The organism is Alteromonas sp. 4NS20-0143, assembly GCF_057542855.1.
Window position 1 is genome coordinate 62,684 of record NZ_BAAJLR010000004.1, and the last position, 25,938, is coordinate 88,621.

Consider the following 25,938-nt stretch of genomic DNA (forward strand, 5'->3'; position numbering starts at 1 on the left):
ATGGGTAGCATTACTTTAAAACAGGTAACGAAAAGTTTCGGTGACGTAAACGTTATCAAACCCCTCGATTTACATATCCGCGACGGCGAGTTTATTGTGTTTGTTGGGCCATCTGGCTGCGGTAAATCTACGCTGCTTAGAATGATTGCAGGGCTTGAGGACACTAGCAGCGGCACTATCGAGATTGATGGTAACGATGCCACTAGCACACCGCCAGCGAAGCGTGGATTAGCCATGGTGTTTCAGTCTTATGCGCTTTATCCGCATATGTCAGTGCGCAATAACATCGCGTTCCCGCTTAAAAGAGCGAAAGTAGCGCCTAACGTTATTGAAGAGAAAATATCGTCTGCGGCAAAAATGCTGAATTTGACTGATTATCTCGATCGTAAGCCAGGCCAACTATCGGGCGGTCAGCGCCAGCGTGTTGCCATAGGCCGTGCTATTGTGCGCCAGCCATCCGCATTCTTATTCGACGAGCCGCTATCAAACTTAGATGCGTCGCTTCGCGTGAACATGCGCCTTGAAATATCAGAGCTTCATCAACGATTAGATACCACAATGATTTACGTTACTCACGATCAGGTGGAAGCGATGACCATGGCCGATCGTATAGCGGTATTTAACGGCGGTATTATTGAGCAAGTTGGTACGCCGCTAGAGCTTTACCAAACCCCAGTTAACCGCTTTGTTGCTGGCTTTATCGGTTCGCCTAAAATGAACTTTATAGATGTTAAAGCACAGCCTAACGACGCAACAAGAAGCATTGGCGTACGTCCCGAGCATTTAAAAATTACTGGTGAGAAAGGGCGCTGGTCTGGAAAAGTGGGCGTGGCTGAGCACTTGGGCTCAGAAACCTTCTTGCATGTACATTTAGACAATGGCGATACGCTAACAGTGAAAGCGGATGGCGACTGCGCGTTATCTCATGGCGATGTGGTAAACCTAACCGCGGCTGAAGATAAAATAATGCGCTTTGATGAAAAAGGTATCACCATTTATGAAAATGCAGCAGGTGGTAGCGAAGCTAAAACGGCCTAAAGCAGCCTAACCTGAGCTAACGTAATCTTAAGTTAGCTTTACGTTAGCTCAGGCCGGCTAGTTCACGCTAGCTAAAAAACGACAACGCGGGTGGCATAGTGCCCCCGCGTTATGGTTGTTAGCGTCATAAATTATAAAGGCGCTATACACTCAATAGCTACTCAACAGCCATAAACCCAACAGCTATAAACTCAATAGCCTGCTGGCGGTATATTCGTTAGTGATTAGGCCCGTTATTAAGCCAGACAGTAGCGCGCCGTTAATGGCACCCACTTTATCTTCGCCTGCGGCAATACCAATCACGGCGTTTTGTTTTATATCGGTAATAGGCACGCTGGTTACGCGCTTATTCACGTTGCAATCAATAATGTTGCCGTTGCTATCGTAAATCCAACTAATGATCTCGCCAGCTGCCCCTTGCTTTTGCAAGGTGGACAATTCGGTATCACCAATAAATCCGTCATCGTGAAGGGGCGACACAATACCTAAATTACCAATACCCACAAAGGCGACGTTTGCCTGCAGTGCCAACGCTTGTACGTTGCGCACATGAGGAAGTGCATGCCATTGTTCTTTGTTCTCTACTGAGTCTGCAATAACCGGTAGCGGCATAGGAAAGTGGGCCGCACCAATGCGATCGGCAACGTGAATAGCCACATCGTAACGGCTGGCAGAGCCATCGCCCGCAATATTACCTACTAAAGACACAATGCGGTGCTGCGGGCAGTGCATAGTGGCAATTTCATCTGCGCACGAACGCAACACGCGGCCTGTACCTAACGCAATAACTTGGGGTGAGGCAAGTTTTAAATGCCGTTCTATTTCTGCCGCACCTGCTTGAGCAAGGCCTGCGGTAGACGTGGGGCTTTCATCGTCGCTTGGCACTACTTCGCAGTGATTAATACCAAACTTTTCCTGAAGCTTGCTGGCAAGGTCCATACATTTGCGAATAGGGTGTTCTACCCTTACTTTTATCAATCCTTCCGATATTGCTAACGCCACTAAACGCTGAGCAGACTGCCTTGATGTGTGCAGCTGCTTAGCTATTTCATCTTGGGTTTTTCCTGCAACGTAATACAACCAACCCGCTCGGGCGGCGTCTTCAAGTTTTCGTTGCTCGCTTGCTGGCAATGTAGGCATAGTACTTCTATTCGCTTTATTTCAATAACTGTGGGAATTGTACGGCAAACTGCTTCCAATCAGAAAGCGTTTCTTTGTGGCTGCTAGCACTAGAACGAAAGTGACTGCCGCCCACATAATGACGCCACTGCATACCGGCGGCTTTAGCGGCTTTTAAGCCAGGGGCTGAGTCTTCTATTACCAAGCAGTGCTCAGGGTCCACGGCATTTTCTTTGGCAGTGAGTAAAAACAAATCTGGAGCGGGTTTACCGTGTTTCACCATCGACGCTGTAAACACATTTTGCTGATTAAAATGCGCATCTAACCCCGTTACCGACAGCGCCATTTTTGTGCGCTCCGGGCTGCTGCTGGTGGCGAGTGAAAACGGCACGTTTATCTGCGGTAAAACATCAAGCAAGAAAGGGGTTGTGACAAGGCTTTTGGTAAACTCAACTTTTAAGTTGTCTGCAAACTCATCGGCGATGGCTTGGGTAACTTCCATCGTAAAATCGCGATAAACCTGGGCTTTTACATGATCGAAGCTGCGGCCTAAAAAGTGTTGGTTAAAGTAATTCTCATCTATTTGCACACCATAGCTGGCAAGTAAATCAACCCATACCTGCATGCTGAGCACTTCGCTATCGATTAAAACGCCATCGCAATCAAAAATAACATGTTTTATATCCGTCACGCCTTTGCCTCTCCCTAAGTTAGCCCCACATTGATAGCCCCACATTGTTAGCCCCACATTGTTAGTACTCCCAGTGTGAGTACTGTCGATGCTACAACTGCACTGCTTTGCATACAAGTCATGTAAACCCACATTGTGAGCAAAAAATCACAATATTAGCGAAATCTCACCGTAAAGATTAATTGTTAACAGCCTATCATTATGTAAAACGGCGAAATTTACATAACTCCTTAATAATTAGCGCTATTTATTTTGTCTCTTAACATTTGTTCAAAAGCCCTTAAAAATTCACAGGTCGTTTTGTTAATGAAGTGTTGACATGAAGCGTCGTTGTTGGGAATATGCTCCAAAATTGGCAAATGCCAATAGTGTGGGTGAATGCCCAAAAGCGTGAAATACTCATTAACGCCGTACCGACTGCACATTGCGTTGTTAGTATGGAACAAACGATAAACTTTTAAGTGGACATAAAATTATGCACAACCCTAATGTAGCACTTAGTCAGGTTGAGGAAGAGCAGCTTCCCGTCCCGAAGCACAAACTTAAAGGCTGGCGTCATTTTTTAGGGCTTTATGCGGGTGAACACGTTGCAGCCACCGAATTTGTATTTGGCGCTACGTTCGTAGCACTTGGCGCTACCATGACCGACATTCTTCTGGGTCTATTAATTGGTAATATATTAGCGGTACTTAGCTGGACGCTTATTACTACGCCTATTGCAGTTGAAACGCGCCTAAGCCTGTACACCTATCTTCAAAAAATTGCTGGTAGCTCAATGACCCGGTTATACAACTGGGCAAACGTGATTATATTTACCGTGATATCCGCAGCCATGATTACGGTGTCTGCTACGGCGGTACGTTTTGCGCTAAATATACCGGCGCAGCTTAATTGGTACCCCACCAATGCGTGGTTTGTACTTGTGGTGCTTGCCGTAGGCATTATCGTTGTTTTTGTTGCCATGTATGGCTTTAACGCGGTGTCTAATTTCTCCAGAATTTGTGCCCCTTGGCTATTTACCATGTTTGTGTGCGGGCCATTGGTGCTTATGCCTGAATTATCAAACGCGGTATTAGGGCAAACCGGTATTTCTAGCTGGTCTGAGTTTATGCATATTGGTAGCGTGTCGGTATGGACGGGCCTTGACGCAAATGGCGAGCCGGGCATTGGTCTATTAGAAGTTATCGGTTTCTCTTGGGCTGCAAACACTATTACCCACTTCGGCCTAATCGATATGGCCTTGCTACGCTACGCGAAAAAGCGCAGATATGGCCTGTGTACCTCTGCGGGTATGTTGTTTGGTCACTACGTGGCGTGGATCTCTGCCGGCATCATGGGTGCAGGTACTGCGGTACTGGTGCAAAAGTCTATCGTTGAACTGGACCCTGGCGACGTGGCATTCCACGCGTTAGGCCTATCGGGGTTAGTCATTGTTATTGTTGCAGGTTGGACAACAGCAAATGCAAACTTGTACCGGGCAGGACTAGCGGCGCAGGCTATTTTTGAAAATCACTCGCGCAATCGCACTACCTTTATTGTGGGCTTAGTCACCATTGTTATTGCTTGCTTCCCGTTTGTATTCACCAAACTATTACCACTCCTAACTTATGCTGGTTTGTTGGTTGTTCCGGTAGGGGGCATTGTATTTGCCGAGCATTTCCTCTTTAAAAAGTTGGGCCTAACGCGCTATTGGTTAAGCTACAAAAAGCTATCGCACAGCAAGCCAGCCATTACGGCATGGGCAGTAGGGCTACTATTTGGCTTTGGCTTAAACGCGCTCGATGTCATCTCTTTTTACTACCTGTTTATACCAACGTGGATAGTCACTATTGCTATCTATACGTTGCTGGCTAAAAAGCATGGTGCTGCAGAGCCGTACCATGAAGAAAAAGCAGAAATGGAAGCATTTGATAATCGCGTTGAGGCGTATCACGAAGAGCTAGCGCTTAAAGAGCCTGTTATCGAAGACGATAAAACCGTGCTTACTTTTGCCCTTACTATGATTTCGGTAATTAGCTTAGGCGTAAGCATACTTACCGCTATTAATGCCATGTTCTTTTCCGCAGACATGATTGCTTATGAAAGCAATAAAACCATGTTCTTTAACACCGGCTTTGCGTGCACAGTCATCTATTTTGTTACTGCCTACTGGGCAATGCAGCGCAAAAAGCAAGTTGTCACTTATTCAGATCAGGAGCTTGAGAATGCAGCAGCCTCGAGTACTAAATAACCAAACGGTAGCGAACTTACCCGCTACCATTCTTAAGCCTTCGTACGATCGTTCTGAACTAACGTCGGGCATTGTGCATGTTGGGGTGGGCGGCTTTCACCGCTCTCATGAAGCGTTTTATACCGAAACCTACATGAATAAAACCAAAGACACTCGGTGGGGAATTTGCGGCATAGGATTGCGTGAAGGCGACCGTAAAATGCAAGAGATCCTTGCTGAACAAGACTACCTTTATACGCTAATGGTGAAGCAGCCTGACGGACAGTCGGCAGTTCAAGTTATTGGGTGTGTTACCGACTTTATTCTAGGGTGCGATTCGCCATTAGCGGTTATCGATAAAATGGCCCACAACGATACGCAAATAGTGTCGTTAACCATTACCGAGGGCGGGTACAACTTTAACCCTGCTACTGGGGCGTTCGATTTTACCAACCCTGATGTGCAGCACGACCTAGCGAATCCAGATTCGCCCAGGTTAGTTTTTGGATATCTTGCCGCCGCGCTTAAACGCAGAATGGACAGTGGCGAAACACCGTTTACTGTGCAGTCTTGCGACAATATTCAGCACAACGGCAACATGACGCGCCGCATGTTGTTAGCCTACATTAATGCCTTCGACGATGTATTAGCCACGTGGGTAGCAGACAACGTAGCATTTCCTAATGCCATGGTAGACCGTATTACACCCGCTACCACAGCTGCCGATATTGCTGATGTTGAAGCGCTTACTGGGGTGCAAGATAAGTGGCCGGTAACCTGCGAGCCGTTTACTCAGTGGGTTATTGAAGATACGTTTAGCAGCGAACGCCCCCGTTGGGAATTCTGCGGCGCCCAGTTTGTTAGCGACGTAACGCCCTACGAAACCATGAAAATTCGCTTATTAAATGCCAGTCATACTGTGCTGGGTATCTTAGGCTCGTTAGCTGGTTTTAACACCATCAACGAATCCATTGATGACCCTTTATTCTGCGCCACTATTTGTGCGTTTATGGACAAGGAAGTTACCCCCGTTTTAGCCCCGGTTGAAGGCATAAATTTAGATACTTACAAAGAAACGCTAATAAGTAGGTTTGGTAATCCGAACATAAAAGACAGCCTGGCGCGAATATGCTCTGAAAGCTCATCGAAAGTGGCTACGTTCTTAGTCCCTACCATTCAAGAGAATGTGGCAAACAAAGGCAGCTACGACATTGGTGCATTAGTAGCCGCTGCGTGGTGTTATTACAGTGACACACACAAATCTCATGAAGGAAAGCCGTTAGAGGTTATTGATGTGCAGGCCGAGCAGCTACAGCAGGCCGCAGTAATGACAAAGCAAGACGGGCTAGCCTTTATCAAACAAACTGAGATATTTGGTAACTTGGCTGAGCAAGTTGCATTTACTGAGCGTTATGAAAGCTACGTGAGCCAGCTTTATGCGGGTACGCACGTTACCGAGTTGATGCGACATATTGTTGAGGCAGAAGCTCTGCTTACCGCTTCTTCAACACACGATTAGTTCAGATAAAAAAGGCGTGCACAGCAGTTGCACGCTGTTTTATCCTAAAGTCTAGATATGCCCATGTGAAATGACAGGCGATATCATATAACGCATAGGGCTATGGGTGCTAATATCTTGTAGCGCATTGATGATCGCATTGGTGTCGTCATTACTATGCAGAATATCAAGCTTCCAAAGCTGTCGCCCGCCAGCCACCTGTTCAGCAAGGTCTAGTTTGGCGTTGTCACGACTGTAACCAAAGCATGGCGATATCGAAAAGCCAGAAATACAAGTGAGCGGCAATAAACAATCTATTACGTCCTCTTTGCGCTTTTGTTCTACATAAACAGTAAGGTTAACCGTTTCAGGCATGTTTTCTTCGCTCCCAGTAATAGTAGCCAATGGGCAATAAATACAGTGTTATAAACGTAGAGGTAATTAACCCGCCAATAACCACAATAGCTAAGGGCCTTTGTATTTCCGCGCCAGGGCCACTGGCAAATGCAAGGGGAAGCAGGCCAAACATCGCCGTTGTTGCCGTCATCAAAATAGGCCGTAATCTTGCTACCGCTCCGCTTTTTACTAATTCGTAAAGCGGCATCGCTTTACCTTTTAAATCTTCATAATACGAAATCATCACTACGCCATTGAGCACGGCTACACCTAACAGCGCGATAAACCCAACCGAGGCGGGCACCGACAGGTATTCACCGGTAACAAACAACCCAAATACACCACCCATCAAAGCAAAGGGTACGTTAGCCAGAATAAGTAACGCTAACGACCACCTTCCGAATATGGTAAATAGAATAAGAATAATGATGACTATAACGATGGGAATAACGGTCATCAGATTATTGCTGGCCCGTATTTGATTTTCAAATTCACCACCATATTCCACGGAATAGCCTGCAGGCAGATTGATGTCGCGATCAATAGCGTTGCGCACTGAATCGACAAAACCGACTAAGTCGCGGCCCTCAACATTCGATGTAACCACTGAGAAACGAAGTGCTTTTTCACGTTCTATAATGGCAGGGCCTTGGGTGCGCTGAATATCGGCAAGGGCAGATAAAGGCAGCATTTCATTATTTGGCATTAGTATCATCAGGTCGTTTAATTGCGCTGACGACGTGAGCAACGCCTCTCCCTGTTCAAGGTCGCCAAAATAAATAGGTGTTCTCACACGCCCCTGAATAACATCCCCTACGTGCAGCCCTGATATTTGCATCTTTACATATTGCGACAAAGAGGAAGTATTCATGCCATAGGTTAATGCAACCCCTGGTTTGGGGATTACGCTAAGAAAGTCACCGCCTTCAATAAGCGTAGCGTTTACGTCTACGGCGCCATCTTGGTCGCGAACTACGTCGGCAATGTCGTTGGCTATGGTCGATAATTGGGTAAAATTGTTACCGAAGATTTTAATTGCCAGCGTGCCTGTTGTGCCGGTAAGCATTTCTGACACGCGCATTTGTATGGGTTGGGTAAACCCAATATTCATACCAGGAAAATGCGCAAGCGTATCGCGAATAGCTGCTTCTAACGCACTCTTGTTGTCAAAACGCCACGTGTCGGGTGATGACAGCTGCAGAAATATATCGGTTTCATTCAGCCCCATTGGATCTAACCCCAATTCGTCAGACCCTGTTCTTGCTACTATATGCTGTATCTCCGGAAATTCAGACAATAAAGCGAGTTCTACCTGTTTATCTAACGCTAATGATGAAGCTAGTGAGATGGTGGGCGATTTTTCCAATTGCACAATAATGTCGCCTTCATCCATTACCGGCATAAAGGTTTTACCTAAGTAGCTGAACAATACGCCACTCAATAACAAAAGGCACAGCACAGCGCCTACCAGTAATTTACTACGAGTCAGCAGTATGCCTAGCGAATGGCGGTAATATGCCTGAAGTTTAGTTAAGTAACCCGGCGTAGCGCCGTCTTTATTGGTAAGCACAAAAGACGCAACAACAGGAATAAGCGTTAACGCAGTGAATACTGACGCAAGCATTGCATATACGATAGTCATTGCTACAGGAGAGAACAGCTTTCCTTCTAATCCGGTAAGAGTGAGCAAAGGCACAAATACAACAATAACAATAGCTGTGCCTGCTATTACCGGAATAGCAACTGCCCGTGTTGCTCTATAAATGAGGTGTAAGCGGGGTAAATGTTGTGCCTTACCAAGCTGAGATACTGTATTTTCGACAACTACCACAGCGCCATCCACCAGCATTCCGATGGCAATAACCAGCCCGCCTAGGCTCATTAAGTTTGCGGTTAGCCCTGTTACTTTCATGGCCAAAAAAGTGAGGAGTACCACTACGGGAATAACGAGTGCAACAACAAAGGAAGCACGTACGTTGCCTAAGAACAGCCCAAGAACTAACACAACGATAATGACCGCCTGTCCAAGCGCGCTAGTAATTGTGCCTACCGCGGTATCAATCAGGTTTTTGCGATTGTAAAAAACGTCAAGCGTTGTGCCTTCAGGTAAGGTTTTTTCAATAGCCTCTAACTTCGTCATTACATCGCTTACAACATCGGCGGTATTGCTGTCTTTCAAAGCAACAATAAGGGCTTGCGTTGTCTCTTTTCCGTCGCGTGTTACGCCACCGTACCGAGTTAAACTACCCAGTGAAATGGTACCTAACTGCTTAAGGGCAATAGGTTCATTCTGATAGGTGCCGACCACTATATTTCCTAATGTGTCGATAGACGTAGCGCGCCCCTCGGTGCGTATCACCAGAGAATCTACGCCTGCCTTTATTCGTCCGACACTGCCATTTATATTGGCTTGTCGTAGTGCACTTGAGAGCTGGTCAATATCAAGTTCGAAAGCGTTTAGTTTGGCAATATCGGGAGCAAACTGAAACGTTCTGGTGTAACCACCTAGCACATTAACGTCTGCGACACCGGCTACAGTGCGAAGTGCCGGCCTTATCTCCCAATCAAGTATCGATTTACGCTCTTGCAAAGACAGCGATGGGTTTTCAATGGTAAACATGAACATTTCAGATAGTGGAGTGCTCATTGGCGCTAGGCCGCCTTCTACAATGCTGGGCAATATTGAGCTAACAGCGGCTAGCCGAGCGCTCACTTGCTGTCTAGCCCAGTAAATATCCGTGCCTTCTTCAAAATCTAAGGTAATAGAAGTAATGGCATACTTCGTTGTTGAGCGCAGGATGGTTTGATGAGGTATACCCAATAGCTCCACTTCAATAGGTTGAGTAATTTGCGCTTCCATTTCCTCGGCAGTCATGCCATCGGCTTTCATGATCACTTTCACTTGAGTCGGTGATATATCCGGGAATGCGTCTACCGGTAGCGTTTGCCAAGCGCGATAGCCAAAGAGGACTAACGCTAAAAATACACACAATATGAAAAGTCGTTGAACAAGGGCAAACTGAACAATGCGGCCTATCATTCAATACCCCCAAGGCCAAGTAGAATACCTTGCACAGCGCTTATTGAGGAAGTGAGTACTTCGTCGCCATTGGTTAAGCTCGGCGCTTTAAAAACAGCGCTATCTTTATCAGCGTTACCGATAAGAGTGATGGGTATCGCTTCAAGTACGTTTGCGCGGCGCACAAATATGGAAGCTTGACCTTGTAAATAGAATACACTGTCAGCGGGAACGGTAAGTGCAGAGACTGAAAGCTGCACTCGCGTATTAACGTGCGCGCCAAGCTGCAGTGCACAGCCCTCAGGCAGTGGCGCTGACCATACGCGCACAAAAAAGCGATGGTTAATTTCTTCTACCCTTTCAATGTTAACACTGCATGAGTCTGTGTTAATAGCTTCAACAAAGTCGCTGTCTAGCGCGTTAACCAGTGTACTAAGGCGAATATCGTTAGGACTTACAACGGCACCTAATTGAGTTTCTGCATCAGTAGGTGCTTGCTCAGGAAGCATAAATACACCTTCTGTTGGCGCTAATAGATAGCCCATATCGTCATCTGCATGGGGCTCAAACATTTCAGCGAAATGATTTAGATGTCCCCACGTAAGTTGCGCATCGTAATACTGCTGAGCAATATTAAGCCACTTGTCTTGAGGTATCGCATTGACCGATACAAGCTCGCGGTTTTTATTAAAACGCGATGTAGCTATCTCTAAAAGTGCCGTCTTAGCTGCTAAGTTGTCACGAAAGTGGTGAACTTCACTGCCGCTCAATACGGCAATGCGCTGGTGCTGAGTCACGCTTTCGCCGTGGGCCACTAAATAATCTATTTTTTGCGGGCTCATGGGTGACATTATGCGAAGTGGCGAGCCGGGCAATACTTTGACCATGCCAGTGGACGCCGGTTTTTCTATCGCACTAATTGCGTTTACTGAAGAATAAGAAAGCGTCAGCTCACCTAATTTATCTAGAGACACTGAGCTGCTTGCATTTACACAACAAGAAAACATCATTGAAAATAAAACCAATACATGACGAAAAAGGGCGTGCTTCACAGTGCAACTCCTGCAACCTGATTGAGTTTAGATGCCGCTTCCGCGCGGCGTACTTTCATTTTTTCTAGCGTTAAAATTGTATCTTGCTGTGCAAGTAACTGCTCTAGCCACACTACTTTAGGTAAGCTGCTAGCCTGCTTCGAATATAAAGTGACAATCTCTTCACCCAGCGCTACTTGTTTTGATAAGACCTTTTCAGCTTCTTTTGCATATTCGAAGTTAGCGGTGGTTTCGCTACGTTGTTGCTGTATACGAGCATAAGTTGTAGCAAGTGCTCCGTTTAATGCGTTGCTAGCGTTTTGCCAAAGTGCGTAGTCGTTAACCGAGGTGGTATCGCTTCCACTAAGCGGAATATTCACACTCACGCCAAGTAAATTATTGTTGCCAGTGGGCCCTTTTAACTGGCGGGCAATTATGCCCAGTGTCCAGGGCGAGAGCGACTGATCGGCCAAGTCGTAATTCATGTTCAGCTGTTGTTGACTGAGTAAAAGTACAGAGAGCTCGGGATGTGTTTGAATTGCGCTATCAATATTCACGACTACCGTTTCTTCAGGTGAACTAGGAAGATCTTGGGTTCCTGTAATTTCTCGATAGCGTTGCTGTACATTGCTTAGCGTAATTCTCGCTTGCGATAGTGTGAGTTGATGAGACAGTTTTTCTTGCTCCCATCGCAATAGCGTAGCGCGGTCAAGTTCACCGCTATTCGCCTGCTTTTGTATGGTGGTGTCTAACGATTCAATCCACTGCTGTTTTTTCTCTAATCCTTTAAATTCGGTTTGAGCCATCACTAGTCGCCATAGCGCCTCTCTCAGCAGACCGCTTACTAATAATGAGAATCGCTTTTCCCGTGCCTCAGTAAATCGCTGAGTCAATTCGGTTTGCTGCTTATCAAGAGCGCGGCCTGCAGGAGACCTAAAGGGCAAAAATACGCCAACTTCGTATTCGTCCTCGCCGTTACTGGTAATACTTGGTAGTGCAACAAGTTGCAGCGATGCCGGCCCTTGTAGCCAATGATTTACCGCTTTTGCTTCACGCTCTATGTGTTCGGGATTATTTTGATAGAGTTGGGTGAGTCGCGCATGAGCTTCGCTATAGATATCTGGTAAGGTTTTCGCAATACCGTTGCCACTTGCTAACAGTAGAACTGACAAAATGAGGAATGTTGAGTAGTGAGTCATAAGTTCTCATTGTTGAAATACACCGACTATATTTCGGGTGCATTCATATTCACAGACGCTTATGACAATACGGTAAACAAGTTAGAAAAGATATCGGACATAACACCTAATAGCCTAGGTCAAACCACCTATAAAAGATTTAAAGTTATGATTTAAATCAAATTTTCAAAAAATAGTGCTGCTAGCTCATGCCGGCCTTTGCAATCCGCTTTGCGGTAAATAGCTGAAGCATGGTGGCGTATTGTTTTCTCTGAAGTACTCCGTATTTCTGCAATTTCTAACAGCGTTAAGCCTCGCAACAAAAACATGGCCACTTCTTTCTCACTCGGTGTTAAGCCCCAAACATCAAATTGCGCTTGAATCGCTTTTAAAAAGTGCATTTTCGATTGCTGTAGTTCGGCGGTTACTTTTTGTTCTCTCTCAGACGAGGCGGCAAGCTCTGCCTTTAATGCTTTTGCGTCATTTGACCGTTGGCGAATATCAAATATAAGAAAGAGAAACAGTGCAGAAGAAATCAAAATTAAAATAGATTCTTGAATGAGATGGGTAACGCTCGCGTCATCGGAAACATCTGCACTTAAATCTGCAATTTTAAGCACAATAATACAAATTAGCGTAATGGAGAGTATCTTATCTTTCATTTATCAGCCCTAGCACAACAGTTATATCGCAATGGCAGCATACATAATAAAAACCTTATATCAAGGGTGGCGAGCTGCAAAGTAAATCATAATAGTAAACCTATACGTTCTCATTGACCTACTCTAAGTTTTCACGCCAACGATTAAACAATGAAATTTTTTCTCGAAATGTCGTGTCTAGTGAGTTAATACGTTAAACACATCGATTCTGTTAATAGTGTCGATAGCAAGGAGAGCAAAAAAATGCACCTCTTTTTAAAACGCTTCCTTAGTGCTTCAATTGTGGTAGGGCTAGTCTTGAATGCCTCAACTGCTCTCTCAGGGCAGGTAACCTCATCAAAAACGGTGACGGCTCAAGATTTTGTGAATTTGCAACAGGGCAACCAGCCACATAAAGGATATCGACGGGCACATGCTAAAGGAATTTGTGTGACTGGCGAGTTTATCTCAAATGGTCAGTTAGCTGAATTCACAATTGCTTCATTATTTGCATCAGGGAAGACGCCCTTCATTGGTCGTTTTTCTATAGCTGGAAACAATCCTCACGGAGCGGATTTAAAAGCGCCAGTGAGAAGTCTTGCGCTTAACTTTGCGCTATCGGCAAGTAACCAGTGGCGTATAGCAATGAACACACCGCCAGTTATGGCTGTAACTAACCCGCAAGATTTTTACGCGCAACTTTTAGCGATAAAATCTGGGCCAGAGGCTATTGCCACCTTTTTTAACGCCCATCCAGAAAGTGAGGACTTTCTCGCTTGGAAAGCACAGTATTCGCCAGCAAATAGCTTTAGCGACGAAACCTATCACAGCATCAATGCATTTTACTTAGAAAAAGACGCTAAGAAGCACGCCGTGCGTTGGTCTGTTTCCCCTGCTGACGCAGCAACGTTCCCTCCAGAAATGGGTGACAGTGCACTACACAGCATGTTGAAAAAACAGTTGAGCGAAAAGCCGATTTCTTTTAATTGGCTCTTTCAGTTTGCCGAAGCCAGCGACGATCCAAACAACCCTGCCGTTAAATGGCCCGAATCCCGCTCAACAATTTCCGCAGGGCAACTCGTTATTTACGGCTGGCAAGAGCAGTTACAAGGAAAATGCCACGGCACAAATTTCGATCCTAATGTGCTACCAAAAGGCATTTCAGCATCGGATGATCCTATTTTAAAAGCCCGCTCAGCGGCTTATGCAGAGTCGTATAAACGCCGCGCTATAGAAGAGTTTAATGGTGCGCTTAACAAGGAGAAAGGTTAATGACACCGCAAAGTAATATAGAAAAATTTCCGCTATCCTTGCGTCTACTGCACTGGTCAATGGTGGTGCTGCTGATTAGTATGGTGTCGGCGGGTTTAGTGATGATCGAGTCGCTTGCCGTGTGGCAACCCACTTTACTTGCTTTACATAAAGGCTTTGGCGCACTCGCGCTATTGCTGGTTTGTATTCGAGTAGTACTTAAAATGACACTCAATGCGCCATCGCTCCCCTCATCGATACCTACAATACAGCGGTTTGCCGCTACCATATCGCACTACGTTCTCTATGGGCTTATGTTTGCACTGCCAATAAGCGGCGTGTTTATGCAGTATTTCGCAGCGCAACCTGTGGTGATATTTAACATATTGACTATTCCGGCAGCATTAACGCCGGATATCAATATGTTTGCCCTTTTTCGGGTAACCCATGAATATTTTGCGCTAGCTCTTATAGGCGTAGTGGGTGTTCACTTACTCGCGGCGCTTAACCATCACTTTATAAAGAAAGACGAAGTGCTTCAATCGATGTTATGACATAACTAATGCGGCGCGACAAGAACTCAAGATAAAATCCCAAGATAAAATCAAAAAGACGTCAAGTGCAGCATAATGATTTTTATCTTTTAATATTGCGTAGTGCACTTTACTTACTAAACTAAAGTATAACTATGTGATTCCGACGTTATTGGATGACATCGTTCTTTTCAAAAAGCTATTGTTTGTTTTGCATCAGCAAGATAAAACGTGTTGATGAAGGTTAAGAGCACTTAGTTTTTAACATTGGGCGTTTGTACGCTGTGGGTAGTGAAAATATGTTGTATGAGCGTGGCATATCAGGCGAGCAAAACGTACCGTTAAACGATGCGGACTTCCCAGAGCCAATAAGACACCTGATAAAAAATGTGACTGACGGGATTATTGTTTTCGATCAGTACGGCGGCATTATCCATAGCAATAAGGCGCTTCAGGCGATGCTCGGCTTTAGCGCCGTCGACATCTTAGGGCTTTCACTATTAAATATCGATCCCCAGTATTGCGAGGAACAACATCGGTCTTCTTTTGAGTACCTCTCTCAATCATCTGGCAATATTGAAAGTCGCTTCATACACAAAAGCAGCACTACGTTTCCTGTGCAGCTGTCTACTATTGTAACTACTTTAAATAACCAGCCTGTGGCGCTGGTCATTGTAAAATGTACCAGTAGCGAGAAAGAGTTAGAGGCGGAGCTCCGCGAGTTTAAAAGTATTGTTGATAAAACGACAGATTGCGTTTTTATCTTTACTCAGGACTCGCTCAACTTTACTTACATCAATCGGGGTGCTGAAAAACAAGTAGGCTATTCCCTTGATGAGCTTAAAACAATGCATCCATACGACCTTAAACCGGAGTTGAGTGAGGATGAGTTTCGTACCTTAATATTACCGCTTATTAGAAACGGCGGCGGCACACTAAACTTCGATACCGTGCACCAGCATAAAAACGGCGATCTGATAGACGTTAATATTGTTTTACAGCTGGTTGAAGGGCATTCGGGTGAAAAGCAGTTTGTTGCGATTGTCCGAGATATCAGCGATTACAAAATGCTTCAGGATAAATATCGCCATTCGCAAAAAATGGAGGCCATAGGTCGGCTTGCTGGTGGCGTGGCGCACGATTTTAATAATCAACTGGCGGTTATTCTTGGTTACTCAGATTTAATCTCTAATCGCAATACCAGCAGTGAAATTGCAGGCTATTCCCAGCGCATTTCAAATGCGGCGACAGTATCGAAAAAACTGGTTGAACAGCTCCTTACTTTTTCTAGAAAAAGTGACTTGCAGCTAGCCACTGTTGATGTGCACAAAGTCATACGCGAGATGGAGGAGTTTGTCAGTCATACCCTCGCTAAAAATATTACAATTTCTCTGAGTTTAGTATCGTCCGTACACTACGTAATTGCTGATAAAGCCTTGATAAAAACTGCACTTCTAAATTTAATTCTCAACGCTCGAGACGCCATGCAAAATGGGGGACATATTTTTATCGAAACCGAGCGATTACCAAGCGCAGAGTTAAAACCTGATACGTTCAGCGAAGCTATTCAGATAACGCTGGCCGATACCGGTACCGGTATATTGTCCGAACAATTACCTAAAATATTTGAGCCATTTTACACCACCAAAGAACAGGGGAAAGGCACAGGATTAGGGTTATCGTCGGTGAAAGGAACAATTGAGCAGCACGGGGGAACAATTAACGTAGCAAGTAGCATTAATGAAGGTACTACTTTTACTATTATGTTGCCTGCGGCGCCAAAGCAGCATGACGAAGAAAAGGAGGTTCGCGCCGACGTTGAAGTAGACAAACCTAAAGGGGCTATTTTACTGATAGACGACGAACCGCAGGTACGGGACGTGTGCGAAGACATGTTAGATATGCTTGGCTATAACGTTATTTGCGCAGCCAATGGAAAAGAAGCTTTAGCAGTTTATACCCGACAACAGCAAGATATTGCGCTAGTGATTGTGGATTACATGATGCCAGATATGATGGGGGACGAGGTTTTCAAAGCGCTGCAGGCAATACAGCCCAATGTTAAGGTAGTGGTATCGTCGGGATATCTAGCTGATACCACAGTGTGCGATCTTAAACGCAAGGGCGTGCTAGAAGTGCTAAACAAGCCATTTTCTATAAACGAATTTCGACATGTACTTGCTCAGCACACCTAATAGCTAGCACGGCCACTAGTTTAAAGAATTAGCAGATTGATTAATGTCAACTTTCGCGCCATTAAAACGCGTGAACGTAAAGCCATTAAAGTCTTCTTGATAATTGTGAACGAGTTCTTTTAGTACACTGATGGCGTATTCCTCTCCAAGTATCAACCCGAAGTCGCCGTCAGAGCGGTAGTGCACACCTGCAAAGTTACGACCTAATGAAATATTACTGGCGAGTTTATTAAGCTCGCTTTCTAAAGTAAGCGGCTCTCCGGTATAGGACAGTAACTGCTTTCCATCTGCACTTGGCATTACGGGGTCGGGAATAACAAAATCACCATTGAAAAACGCTTTTAACATAGTAACAGCGGCGCCGGCCATAACGGCATGAGCAGCGGGATAAGTAGGGTGAAGCGGCGCACCTTTTGGTGAAGCCTGCGGTAGCAAATAGGTTCCATTTGCTTTGAATGCTTTCTCAAGGGCTTTAGCGTTTAGCATTTCTTCATGTATCGGGTATGCAATGTCTTTTTCTGTTAAATGATTATGAATATGCCCAAAAAAAACTTCAGGGCGAGCACGCCTGTGTACCAGCCACTTCTGATACCACGCGACTTGCTGAGACGGCATCGACATACGAGATAAAAGGTCAATGGCATGATTAATACCAAACAACGGCGCACGCGCTTGAGATTTGGTTTTACTATAGGGGTCTGATTTAGCAAATGCGTCATCACCAAACGAACCAATAATAAGAGCTGCGTTGAGGTAGGCCATGTTCACAAAATCATGCAACACATATTCGCCCAGCGCTCTACCGCTGTACAAATAGAGACTTTCGGTTTCATATAATGCTGTAGTGATACCAGAAGGCTTGCCGCCGTTTTGAATACGAAGCCACTCGATGTAATTTGTTAGGTGATCGTTACCAGGTTGTGGCACCTTATAGCGTTGAGGAATAGTAGTTGCGCCGTAAGGAATAGGCTTCAATAAAAATTGTGAAATGTAAGGCCCAACAGTTTCGCCAGGGCCTACCCCCCTGAACAATGTTTGCGAGCTTACCTTGCCCTTTGTATGCGCGTTGTTTGATAAGGGGCCGCGAAATTCAGACAGCTGCTGTAAGTCTTCTGTGGCATCTTTAACTAGTGAATTATTGGCGTAGTCAGCAAAAGGTACATCTCGAAGTAATGCTTTCCACATTACCTCAACGGCTTCTGCGGCTTGCCATGCGCTATCAAACTCGGGAGCTGACGGTATTGTGAAAGTGTCTGGGCTGTCACCCTCGTTAACATTTGCGTATGCCGCAAGTGGATTACGAAGCCCAAGCCCGTTTTTGACGCCCATAGGCACATTTTCAAAAGCGTTGCTGTTACCCTCATTGAGTGCCAATAATAGCTTCTCGTAAGCCTTTTCATCCACTACTCCCCACTCGTTATGAGGCAGGCCTTTACTAAAACTGTTCAGGTAGCTAGGTAACTTGGTCTCATCCAAAGTACTTTCTATATCTGCTGTATTAGCAAGCACTACATTAGTGAGTAGTAAAACGGAAATGCCAATTAAGGTTTTAACGCAATTCATAACAATACAATTCTCTTAACGTATTACAACTAACAGTAAACTTACTTCTTCATCATCTGGCATAAGCAGCATTATGCTAATGCAGATAATTAGCCCGGCACCCTACAGTTTTTCTGAATTTAGAACGGGTTTACCGTATAGCCATTTTGCTGCAGTAAAGCATGGGCAGTCATGGCTGATAGTTGAATCTCTACGCCCTCAACCAGTTGGCTGCTTTGTACCGCTTTTGATGCGGCGCTTTGACCACATAAAATTACGCGCACATTGTTTTCTAAAAGTGCTTTGAGAAGCGGTTCATTAGGGTTTGGTGTGTCGTACTTTTCTTGATAAGACGCATTATTTAATAAATCGAAAATTGCGCTTCCGTGAACAACAAGTGCTAGGTGGATATTTTCCTTTTTAACACCAGCCGCAGCATGCATGTTAATAAAGCGCGCCAAGCTATCAAACTTGCGATTTACCACGCCTGCACCGCCAGTACTGGCAACATCAAATGCAATGTTAAATGCACTGTTTTCTGGCAAAACATGAGAGGGCACGGGGGCGCTTTTTCCAAAGCCTTTAATCACAGTGCCATCTCTGAACTCAGACATTTGAGCATGAACCACAGAATGAAAACTAAAAAGGGCGACGAGACAACAAGCCATCAGGCTCAAGTTTTTTATTTTTAACATGGTGTGTACCTTTTTAAAGAGTGAGATATGAATCGCAAAGGGATATTTTTTACTGTTTTGTTTTTACTTACGCTGTTGGTTTCAACCAATGCTGCGCCAGCATGCCAACAAGCATAGCGCCAATAAATAAAAGCACATCCGACTGAAGAGATACAACAGCAACAACGGCAGGGCCAGGACAAAAGCCACTTATTCCCCAGCCAATCCCAAAACACGCAGACCCCAAAACTAATTTACTATCTATAGTCTTACTTGTAGGAATGTCGAATTTGTTAGCAAACAATGGCTTGTTTCTTTTGCGTACCCAAAAAATGCCGGGTGCCGCTACTAAAATGGCGCCGCCCATAACAAACGCTAAGGTAGCATCCCAGTTCGCGCTAAAATCAAGAAAATTAAGCACCCTGGCAGGATTACTCATTCCCGATATAACAAGTCCAAATCCGAAAAGTAGGCCGCTAAATAGCGAAGCGATAAATACTTTCATAATCTATTTCCTCCGCTGTGCTAAAGGTGTCTAATAATATTTGTGGTAGCGGCCGCTGCCGCCATAAACGTCAGTGTGGCGACTATCGAGCGTGGTGATAATCGAGAAAGGCCAGCTACACCATGGCCAGACGTACATCCACAGCCAAGACGAGTACCAAAGCCTACCAGTAGCCCTGCTACTATCATCCAGCCAGAGCCCAACTGAGTCTCTACCTCAAAGCCACCCATAAAAGTGCTATAAAATATGGCAGCCAAAATCATTCCAGCTAAAAATGCGAACCGCCAATACTGTTCAGAGCCTCTTTGCGTTAAAGCGCCTGCAGCAATACCTGATATACCGGCAATGCGACCAAGCGTGAACAACAGCAGCACAACTGATAGCCCAATAAGAATGCCTCCTGCCAAGCCGCTCAAGGGCTCAAAAGGGGTTGTAGTCCAATTTTCCAATTATTTCTCCTTACTTACGGTATCTAAAATAAGTCTGCGCATCTCGTTGCGCACCGAGTAAATTATTTAGATGCGTTATTTCGCATATATAAATGCGAACTTAGATGCATGATCCAGTGCATTAATAAACACAATATAATCAATAGTACAGGAGTAGACAAATTAAATATATATGTAGAATATACTTTATTTATTGCTTCGCTAGGTTGCAGATAAAAATGCAAAGAGTACGCTGTACTACTAGCTATCGGTTGAAAATAACAATTTATGCAAACACACCAAAACGAGGGCGCAATGGATTATAAAAAGTACTACGAGGTGCTGGTGGCGGTGCATTCAGTCGACTTCAATAAGTGCTTTTACTGTGGCTGTGAGGCCTCAAAATCTGATTACATTCCGCCTATCTCGTTTATACACGAATGGCGCGATGGCAGCAGAGAAGCCGAATTTATTGCTGTACCCTCATGCAATGAATGCGTCGACTTAATGAAAAAGCATAATACCGGTATGTTAGGCGAGCGTGTCGATGTGCTTAAAAACCTATTGGCTAAAAAGTACGAAAAGGCGGTAAGAGTTTACACCATGTGGAGCCCAGAGGAATTGGAAGACATGGACACGGCCTTTCAAATAAGCTTACAAGCGGGCATAAATTTAGGCAAAGAAACCGTATCTCGACTTCGTTTTAATGGCTTCGATTATGAAATAAACGGCAGCATTACCAGAGTGGGCAAAGCGCCAAATAAGCCCTATAAGGTATTCAACGAAACCTTTGAAAACCTCAAATTGGCACTGGAATACGCAAGCCATACCTATCAAATTAAAAAAAGCCGTTTAAGCGAACTGTACTTCGAGAACGGTGAGAATTTCGATAAAGCCATAGAGGCATTTCATCGTTCACTAGAAGCACGCAAACTATTAGATGCCATCGAGAAGCCCTGCGAAGCGTTTGCAACGCAGCACAATCAAAACAGAAACTTGGTTATTCGCGAGGTAAAAAAATACCTACGTGCCGATGAAAACCTTACCGTAAAAGAGGCGCTGGATACGTTTTATTTGTTGAGAGTAAAAGAAAGGCGCAGAGACTAAAAAATTGTCTTTACATGTGGATAATTCAACATTTTTTCGTCCACCGCAATCAAAGGTGCTGACAAGGTTCTTGCTAGTGCCACAATCATTCTGTCGGCGAGATCTTTATGAAATCCATCAGGCAGTCGGGTTAACTCGATGGTAACTTTGTTATCTACGGGAACAAAACTGACGTTGTCGATTTCGCTTACTGTTTGAATCCAAGTATCAACGTCCATAGTCAGAGTAAACCTACTTTTTGATACCAACATAGCCACCATATTAAATTTTATTTACCAATAGCCCTATTTTTCAGTGGGTTGATGCAAAGATCTCTCATTGCCTTTTTAGCCTTGTTCCCCTTATAAAATCTACTGATCAGCCGTATTTAAACTTCCATACTCCTTTCTATTTACTGCCTATTTCTCCTTTAGACGCTGGTATTTAGGCAACTAAAAATACCCATTAATAAATTTGTTTCCGTAAAAACTTCGTGATAACTTAATCTAAATAACAACTATTCTCATTAACATCCGCATTAATAGTAGGGTTTTATACACATGAAGTTTTCAAAGGTTGCACTTGCTTTGCTCGTTTCTGGTTTCAGTACATTTTCTTTTGCCGATGCGCTAGAAGAGGCCGATTTCGAACAAATTACCGTTACGTCCTCCCGATTTAATTCAGATATAGATGAAATTGCCTCAAGTGTAACCGTTATCGACACCGAACAAATGGATAAGATGGTGGCCACTGATATTCGTGACCTAGTGCGATTTGAGCCTGGTGTAGTGGTTGAAGGGGGCGGCCGATTTGGCCTATCGGGCTTTAATATTCGAGGTATAAATGCCGACCGCGTTCTCATGTTGCTTGATGGCGCGCCTATAGCGGATGAATTTAGTTTTGGGCCTGGGCTTTCAGCGCGCCGCGACTTCATCGACGTAGATATGATAGACCGAGTCGAAATTATTCGCGGCCCAGCGTCTACCCTTTACGGAAGCGATGCGATAGGCGGCGTAGTGTCGTTTATTAGTAAAGATCCAAGCCAGCTGCTACAAAACGATGACAGCATGGGCGGCCGTGTAAAAGTAGGCTATGCGTCGGTAGCCAATGAGCGTATGGCCAACGCGCAGCTATTTGGAAGAAATGGCGACTGGGAATGGCTATTAAACGCGACCACACGAGATGGTGCTGAAACTGAAAACTTCTTTGGCGGCAACGGCACAGGGTTAGAGCGCGATGCCGCAAACCCACAAAGCAATAATACCGACAGCGCCCAATTTAAACTTATTTATAAACCTAGCGATGCGCACAGACTAGAGTTTCTCGCCGACTACTTAGAAGGCGAAACTCATACCAACGTTTTATCTCAGGTAAATACCTTCGTACGTGGTGTGCGCATTACTGAAAGCCAAGGTATTGATGAACGTGACAGAACGCGTTTTCAAATTAACCATACCTACAGCGACAGTACCGCCATGTTCGACAAAATGCTTACCCGCGTTTACTGGCAAGAAACCCAAAATAGCCAAGCAACTCGTGAAGGGCGCTTTGGCGCAGTATCAAGGCAAGATCCAACTCCGGTACAACTGGGCCGAACCCGTGATAGCGAATTCAACCAAACAGTAGAAGGTGTAATTTTACAGTTAGACAAACAATTTAGCGTAGGTGATTCAAAGCATTACCTTATTTACGGCAGCGAACTGCAGTACACCGACAGTGAATCGTTACGAGAGGGCAGTACATTTGTCGCCGCAATGGGTACTGTAGTGCCGGAATTTTCTGTGTTTCCCGCACGAGACTTTCCTATTTCTGAAGCCAGAGAACTGTCGTTTTTCATTCAAGACGAAATAACCCTGCTCAATGGCGATTTAACCTTAAGCCCAGGCGTGCGCTACGACGAATTTACATTAGTGCCTTACCCTGATGACATTTTTACCAATGCTAACCCCGGCGTTGTTGCAGTGCCCTTCGACGATTCGCAAGTATCATTTAAGTTAGGTGCAGTGTACGACCTAAGCGAAAACACCAACGTTTGGCTGCAATACGCTGAAGGTTTTCGCATTCCTCCTTTCGACGACTTAAACGTGGGCTTTACTAACTTTGCCGGCGGTTATACCTCACTTCCTAACCCCGACTTAAAACCTGAAAGTGTAGAAAGCTGGGAGGTAGGCATAAGACAAACATTAGACGCGGTGAAGTGGAGCGTAAGCGCCTACCACAATAACTACGACAACTTTATTGAATCGAGATCTACGGTAGGCTTTAACCCCGCCACGCAGCTCATTGAGTTTCAGGCAACCAATCGCGAATCTGTGGTTATTGAAGGAATAGACGCACAGTTCACATGGTTTTTAGGTGAGTCTGCTTCTGGCTTAACGGGTTGGGAGTTGCGTGGTGCACTTACGTGGTTAGACAGCGAAGATAAAGCTACAGGTCAAGACATAGAATCTATTTTACCGCCACAAGCCGTTGCAGGCATTGGTTATACCGACAGGAATGATGTTTGGTCTGTTGAGTTTATCGGTACGTTTGTGCAGCGCTTTGACTCACAAATTCAACCACAAGACCCTGCCGAGCCACGACTATTTGAAGCCCCCGGGTATGCGCAGTTCGACCTGCTGGCTAACTACAACGTAAACGAAGACCTTGCCATTAATGTTGGTGTATTCAACCTTTTCGATCGAAAAAGTTGGAGCGGCACTGAGGTGCGCGGGCTAGAAGTTGGCGAAGCGAATAACCTTAACTTTCTTACACAGCCTGGCATCAATGCCGCCATTAATGCCACGTACGCATTTTAAGTTTTGGTGCGGGGCACACTGCCAGGCATTGGCAAACTCTCGCAAATTAATACCCTTTATTAGGAACAGATTGCTATGAAAACCCAACCGCTTTTATCAATCGCATTCTCAGTATCAGTAGTGAGCCTATTGTTCGCTTTTGGTTTATTAAGTCACAACAACGCGCATGCTAAAGAAAACACCTCGCAAAAGCTTATTACGGCTGGCGGCACCATTACCGAAATTGTGTTTGCCCTTGATGCTGGAGATAGTGTGATTGCCGTAGATCAGTCAAGCCAATATCCACAGGAAGTTAATCAGCTGCCCATGGTGGGCTACTACCGCGACCTAGCCGCCGAAGGCGTATTGTCTTTTGCCCCTGATAAAATATTGGCCATTGAAGGCGTGGGCCGTAATGAGGTTATACAACAAATAAAAAGTACAGGCGTAGACGTTGTGGTTTACGATAAGCCTACCAGCCCCAAAGGCCTCGTTGCGCTAATTCAACAGCTTGGCGCAGACCTAGGCAAAACAGCGCAAGCGCAGCAGCTTATTGCGCAATTCAACGCTTCTCTGCCAAGTAAAGCAACAAACAGCACTGCCAAAGCGATATTTTTACTCTCAGCCTCTGATCGCGGGTTAATTGCGGCAGGTAAAGAAACGGTGCCGCAGTTAATATTTAATTATGCGGGTATCGAGAATGTGGCAGCGCAGCATAAAGGGTTTAAAGGCATAAATAGCGAAGCATTAGCCTTGCAGCAGCCCGACTTTTTAGTGGCACCGAATCACGTGGTAATGAGCGCCGGTGGTAAAGACAAGTTTTGCCAAAGCTCTAACTTACGCTTACTTAAAGCAGCGCAAGAGTGTCGCTTGTTAGTCATGGACTCACTTCAATCGCTAGGTATGACCCCTCGACTTGCTCAGGCCATTGCCTTGGTGAAAAAATGGCGCGAAAAAAGCGCGAATGGGCAAACAGTTAATGAGCAAAGCGCCTTTAATCATACTGCTAATGGTAAGAGCGATGAGTAGCGCTACTTTTTTACAGCAGTCACCGTTGCCGACATCACATAAAAGCTGGTTTGATAGCCAGCAAAAGAAAGTGTGGTTTTGCCTTTCATGGCTACTCGCCATGTTAATAGTGGCAAGCGTGGTGTCGTTAAGCTTTGGCCCTGCAGGCTGGGATATACGCTTATCTGTTGCATGGTTTTTACCCGACACATGGCATTCAATAAGCACCCTGCAGCTCAACATTATTAGCGAAATTCGCTTGCCGCGTTTATGTCTTGGGTTACTGATAGGCGCAGTATTGGCGCAAACTGGGGCTGCCACGCAGGCACTATGCAGAAACCCACTGGCAGACCCATCCGTAATAGGAGTTAGTTCAGGCGCTGCGGTAATGGCCGTAGGCATGATTGCGCTTGGGCCTGTATTGCAGGCAACCTTTGGCATAAAAGCCGAGTTAATGCTGCCTTACGCCGCCTTTGTTGGGGCACTGCTGGCCACGCTGTTGGTGTATCAATTTGCACAAAGCGAGCAGGGCGTGCAAGTGACCTCACTCATTTTAGTAGGCGTGGCAATGAACGCGCTAGGGTTTGCCCTTATTGGGTTACTCAGCTTTTATGCCGACGACAGCTCGCTACGCTTAATTAATTATTGGACCATGGGCTCGTTGGCGGGTGCCAATTGGTCTTCACTTACTCAAGCATTGCCATTGCTGCTGCTTAGCTTAATGGGTTTATGGAGCAAGCGGCAGCAAATGAGTTTGCTGCTATTGGGCGAGTCAGAAGCCAAATACATGGGAGTAAATATAAAAAGCATAAAAAATCAGATTGTGATTTTTGTGGCAATAGGCGTAGGTGCTGCGGTTGCACTTACTGGATTAGTCGGCTTTTTAGGCTTAGTTATTCCCCACCTGTCTCGTATTTTGGTAGGCGCTAACCTCAAATACATGATGCCAGTCAGCATGTTATTAGGTGCCTTGGTGCTACTGGCATCAGACTGGATTGCCAGAGTGGCCGTTGTGCCTGCCGAGTTACCTATTGGCATTGTTACCGCCATTATTGGCGCACCCGTTTTCATCTGGATGCTGCGACGCCAGCTAATGCCACATGGTTAAAAGAGAGCCGC

General features: G+C 45.2%; 22 protein-coding genes. 10 read left to right on the plus strand and 12 right to left on the minus strand.

The annotated features are described in order from the left end of the window. Positions 1-1,038, plus strand: coding sequence for an ABC transporter ATP-binding protein (locus tag AC27HD_RS10560; protein ID WP_487105656.1), 1,038 nt, complete (start codon positions 1-3; stop codon positions 1,036-1,038). A gap of 183 nt (positions 1,039-1,221) precedes the next feature. Here the strand turns inward: AC27HD_RS10560 and AC27HD_RS10565 are convergent, their stop codons facing one another. Next, positions 1,222-2,178 carry a sugar-binding transcriptional regulator gene (locus AC27HD_RS10565; protein ID WP_487105658.1) on the minus strand — a complete coding sequence of 319 codons (957 nt, stop codon included), beginning with the start codon at positions 2,176-2,178 and terminating at the stop codon, positions 1,222-1,224. A 16-nt stretch (positions 2,179-2,194) separates the two neighbouring features. Then, a complete protein-coding gene (locus tag AC27HD_RS10570; protein ID WP_487105660.1) occupies positions 2,195-2,848 on the minus strand; it encodes an HAD family hydrolase in 654 nt (217 codons plus the stop codon). 475 nt (positions 2,849-3,323) lie between these two features. On the opposite strand from AC27HD_RS10570, the gene AC27HD_RS10575 reads away from it, so the two are divergent. Both AC27HD_RS10575 and AC27HD_RS10580 read left to right on the plus strand, forming a co-directional pair. Next, on the plus strand, positions 3,324-5,078 hold the full coding sequence (locus AC27HD_RS10575) for a purine-cytosine permease family protein (protein WP_487105662.1): 1,755 nt from the start codon (positions 3,324-3,326) through the stop codon (positions 5,076-5,078). Further along, the gene (locus AC27HD_RS10580; protein ID WP_487105664.1) at positions 5,053-6,576 is read left to right on the plus strand and encodes a mannitol dehydrogenase family protein; all 1,524 of its coding nucleotides are present in this window, start codon (positions 5,053-5,055) and stop codon (positions 6,574-6,576) included. The genes AC27HD_RS10575 and AC27HD_RS10580 overlap by 26 nt, the downstream gene beginning before the upstream one ends. 51 nt (positions 6,577-6,627) lie before the next feature. Here the strand turns inward: AC27HD_RS10580 and AC27HD_RS10585 are convergent, their stop codons facing one another. The 5 genes from AC27HD_RS10585 to AC27HD_RS10605 form a co-directional block, all read right to left on the minus strand. Next, positions 6,628-6,930: a DUF3240 family protein gene (locus tag AC27HD_RS10585; protein WP_487105666.1), complete on the minus strand. Its 303-nt coding sequence runs from the start codon at positions 6,928-6,930 to the stop codon at positions 6,628-6,630. After that, the gene (locus tag AC27HD_RS10590; protein WP_487105668.1) at positions 6,923-9,991 is read right to left on the minus strand and encodes an efflux RND transporter permease subunit; all 3,069 of its coding nucleotides are present in this window, start codon (positions 9,989-9,991) and stop codon (positions 6,923-6,925) included. The genes AC27HD_RS10585 and AC27HD_RS10590 overlap by 8 nt, the downstream gene beginning before the upstream one ends. Further along, entirely contained in the window at positions 9,988-11,022 is a 1,035-nt protein-coding gene (locus tag AC27HD_RS10595) for an efflux RND transporter periplasmic adaptor subunit (protein ID WP_487105670.1), read from the minus strand. Before AC27HD_RS10595 ends, AC27HD_RS10590 begins: the two co-directional genes overlap by 4 nt. Then, positions 11,019-12,200, minus strand: a complete 1,182-nt coding sequence (locus AC27HD_RS10600; RefSeq protein ID WP_487105672.1) for a TolC family protein — start codon at positions 12,198-12,200, stop codon at positions 11,019-11,021. The genes AC27HD_RS10595 and AC27HD_RS10600 overlap by 4 nt, the downstream gene beginning before the upstream one ends. 152 nt (positions 12,201-12,352) lie before the next feature. Further along, a complete protein-coding gene (locus AC27HD_RS10605) occupies positions 12,353-12,841 on the minus strand; it encodes a helix-turn-helix transcriptional regulator (protein ID WP_487105674.1) in 489 nt (162 codons plus the stop codon). Between the two features lie 243 nt (positions 12,842-13,084). On the opposite strand from AC27HD_RS10605, the gene AC27HD_RS10610 reads away from it, so the two are divergent. From AC27HD_RS10610 to AC27HD_RS10620, 3 genes are all read left to right on the plus strand, one after another. Continuing rightward, positions 13,085-14,092, plus strand: coding sequence for a catalase family peroxidase (locus AC27HD_RS10610; protein WP_487105676.1), 1,008 nt, complete (start codon positions 13,085-13,087; stop codon positions 14,090-14,092). Then, positions 14,092-14,625 (plus strand): cytochrome b, encoded by a 534-nt coding sequence (locus tag AC27HD_RS10615; protein WP_487105678.1) that lies wholly within the window; start codon positions 14,092-14,094, stop codon positions 14,623-14,625. Before AC27HD_RS10610 ends, AC27HD_RS10615 begins: the two co-directional genes overlap by 1 nt. A gap of 278 nt (positions 14,626-14,903) precedes the next feature. Beyond that, positions 14,904-16,799, plus strand: a complete 1,896-nt coding sequence (locus AC27HD_RS10620) for a hybrid sensor histidine kinase/response regulator (protein ID WP_487105680.1) — start codon at positions 14,904-14,906, stop codon at positions 16,797-16,799. A 15-nt stretch (positions 16,800-16,814) separates the two neighbouring features. Here AC27HD_RS10620 and AC27HD_RS10625 read toward each other — a convergent pair whose 3' ends face one another. The 4 genes from AC27HD_RS10625 to AC27HD_RS10640 all read right to left on the minus strand — a co-directional run bounded on the left by AC27HD_RS10625 (position 16,815) and on the right by AC27HD_RS10640 (position 19,969). After that, the gene (locus tag AC27HD_RS10625) at positions 16,815-18,362 is read right to left on the minus strand and encodes a phosphatase PAP2 family protein (protein WP_487105682.1); all 1,548 of its coding nucleotides are present in this window, start codon (positions 18,360-18,362) and stop codon (positions 16,815-16,817) included. A gap of 119 nt (positions 18,363-18,481) precedes the next feature. After that, positions 18,482-18,955: a DsrE family protein gene (locus tag AC27HD_RS10630; RefSeq protein ID WP_487105684.1), complete on the minus strand. Its 474-nt coding sequence runs from the start codon at positions 18,953-18,955 to the stop codon at positions 18,482-18,484. A gap of 148 nt (positions 18,956-19,103) precedes the next feature. Beyond that, positions 19,104-19,520, minus strand: a complete 417-nt coding sequence (locus AC27HD_RS10635; RefSeq protein WP_487105686.1) for a DUF6691 family protein — start codon at positions 19,518-19,520, stop codon at positions 19,104-19,106. A gap of 20 nt (positions 19,521-19,540) precedes the next feature. Beyond that, a complete protein-coding gene (locus AC27HD_RS10640) occupies positions 19,541-19,969 on the minus strand; it encodes a YeeE/YedE family protein (RefSeq protein WP_487105688.1) in 429 nt (142 codons plus the stop codon). A 294-nt stretch (positions 19,970-20,263) separates the two neighbouring features. Between AC27HD_RS10640 and AC27HD_RS10645 the strand changes: the two genes are divergently transcribed. After that, positions 20,264-21,055 carry a hypothetical protein gene (locus AC27HD_RS10645; RefSeq protein WP_487105690.1) on the plus strand — a complete coding sequence of 264 codons (792 nt, stop codon included), beginning with the start codon at positions 20,264-20,266 and terminating at the stop codon, positions 21,053-21,055. Here AC27HD_RS10645 and AC27HD_RS10650 read toward each other — a convergent pair. Further along, positions 21,052-21,273, minus strand: a complete 222-nt coding sequence (locus AC27HD_RS10650; RefSeq protein WP_487105692.1) for a PIN domain-containing protein — start codon at positions 21,271-21,273, stop codon at positions 21,052-21,054. The two genes, AC27HD_RS10645 and AC27HD_RS10650, sit on opposite strands and share 4 nt — an antisense overlap. Positions 21,274-21,594: 321 nt before the next feature. On the opposite strand from AC27HD_RS10650, the gene AC27HD_RS10655 reads away from it, so the two are divergent. From AC27HD_RS10655 to AC27HD_RS10665, 3 genes are all read left to right on the plus strand, one after another. Then, positions 21,595-23,832: a TonB-dependent hemoglobin/transferrin/lactoferrin family receptor gene (locus AC27HD_RS10655; RefSeq protein WP_487105694.1), complete on the plus strand. Its 2,238-nt coding sequence runs from the start codon at positions 21,595-21,597 to the stop codon at positions 23,830-23,832. A 75-nt stretch (positions 23,833-23,907) separates the two neighbouring features. Beyond that, entirely contained in the window at positions 23,908-24,840 is a 933-nt protein-coding gene (locus AC27HD_RS10660) for a heme/hemin ABC transporter substrate-binding protein (protein WP_487105696.1), read from the plus strand. Further along, complete coding sequence (locus tag AC27HD_RS10665; protein WP_487105698.1) at positions 24,833-25,927, plus strand: FecCD family ABC transporter permease; 1,095 nt, start codon at positions 24,833-24,835, stop codon at positions 25,925-25,927. Before AC27HD_RS10660 ends, AC27HD_RS10665 begins: the two co-directional genes overlap by 8 nt. Positions 25,928-25,938: the final 11 nt, after the last annotated feature.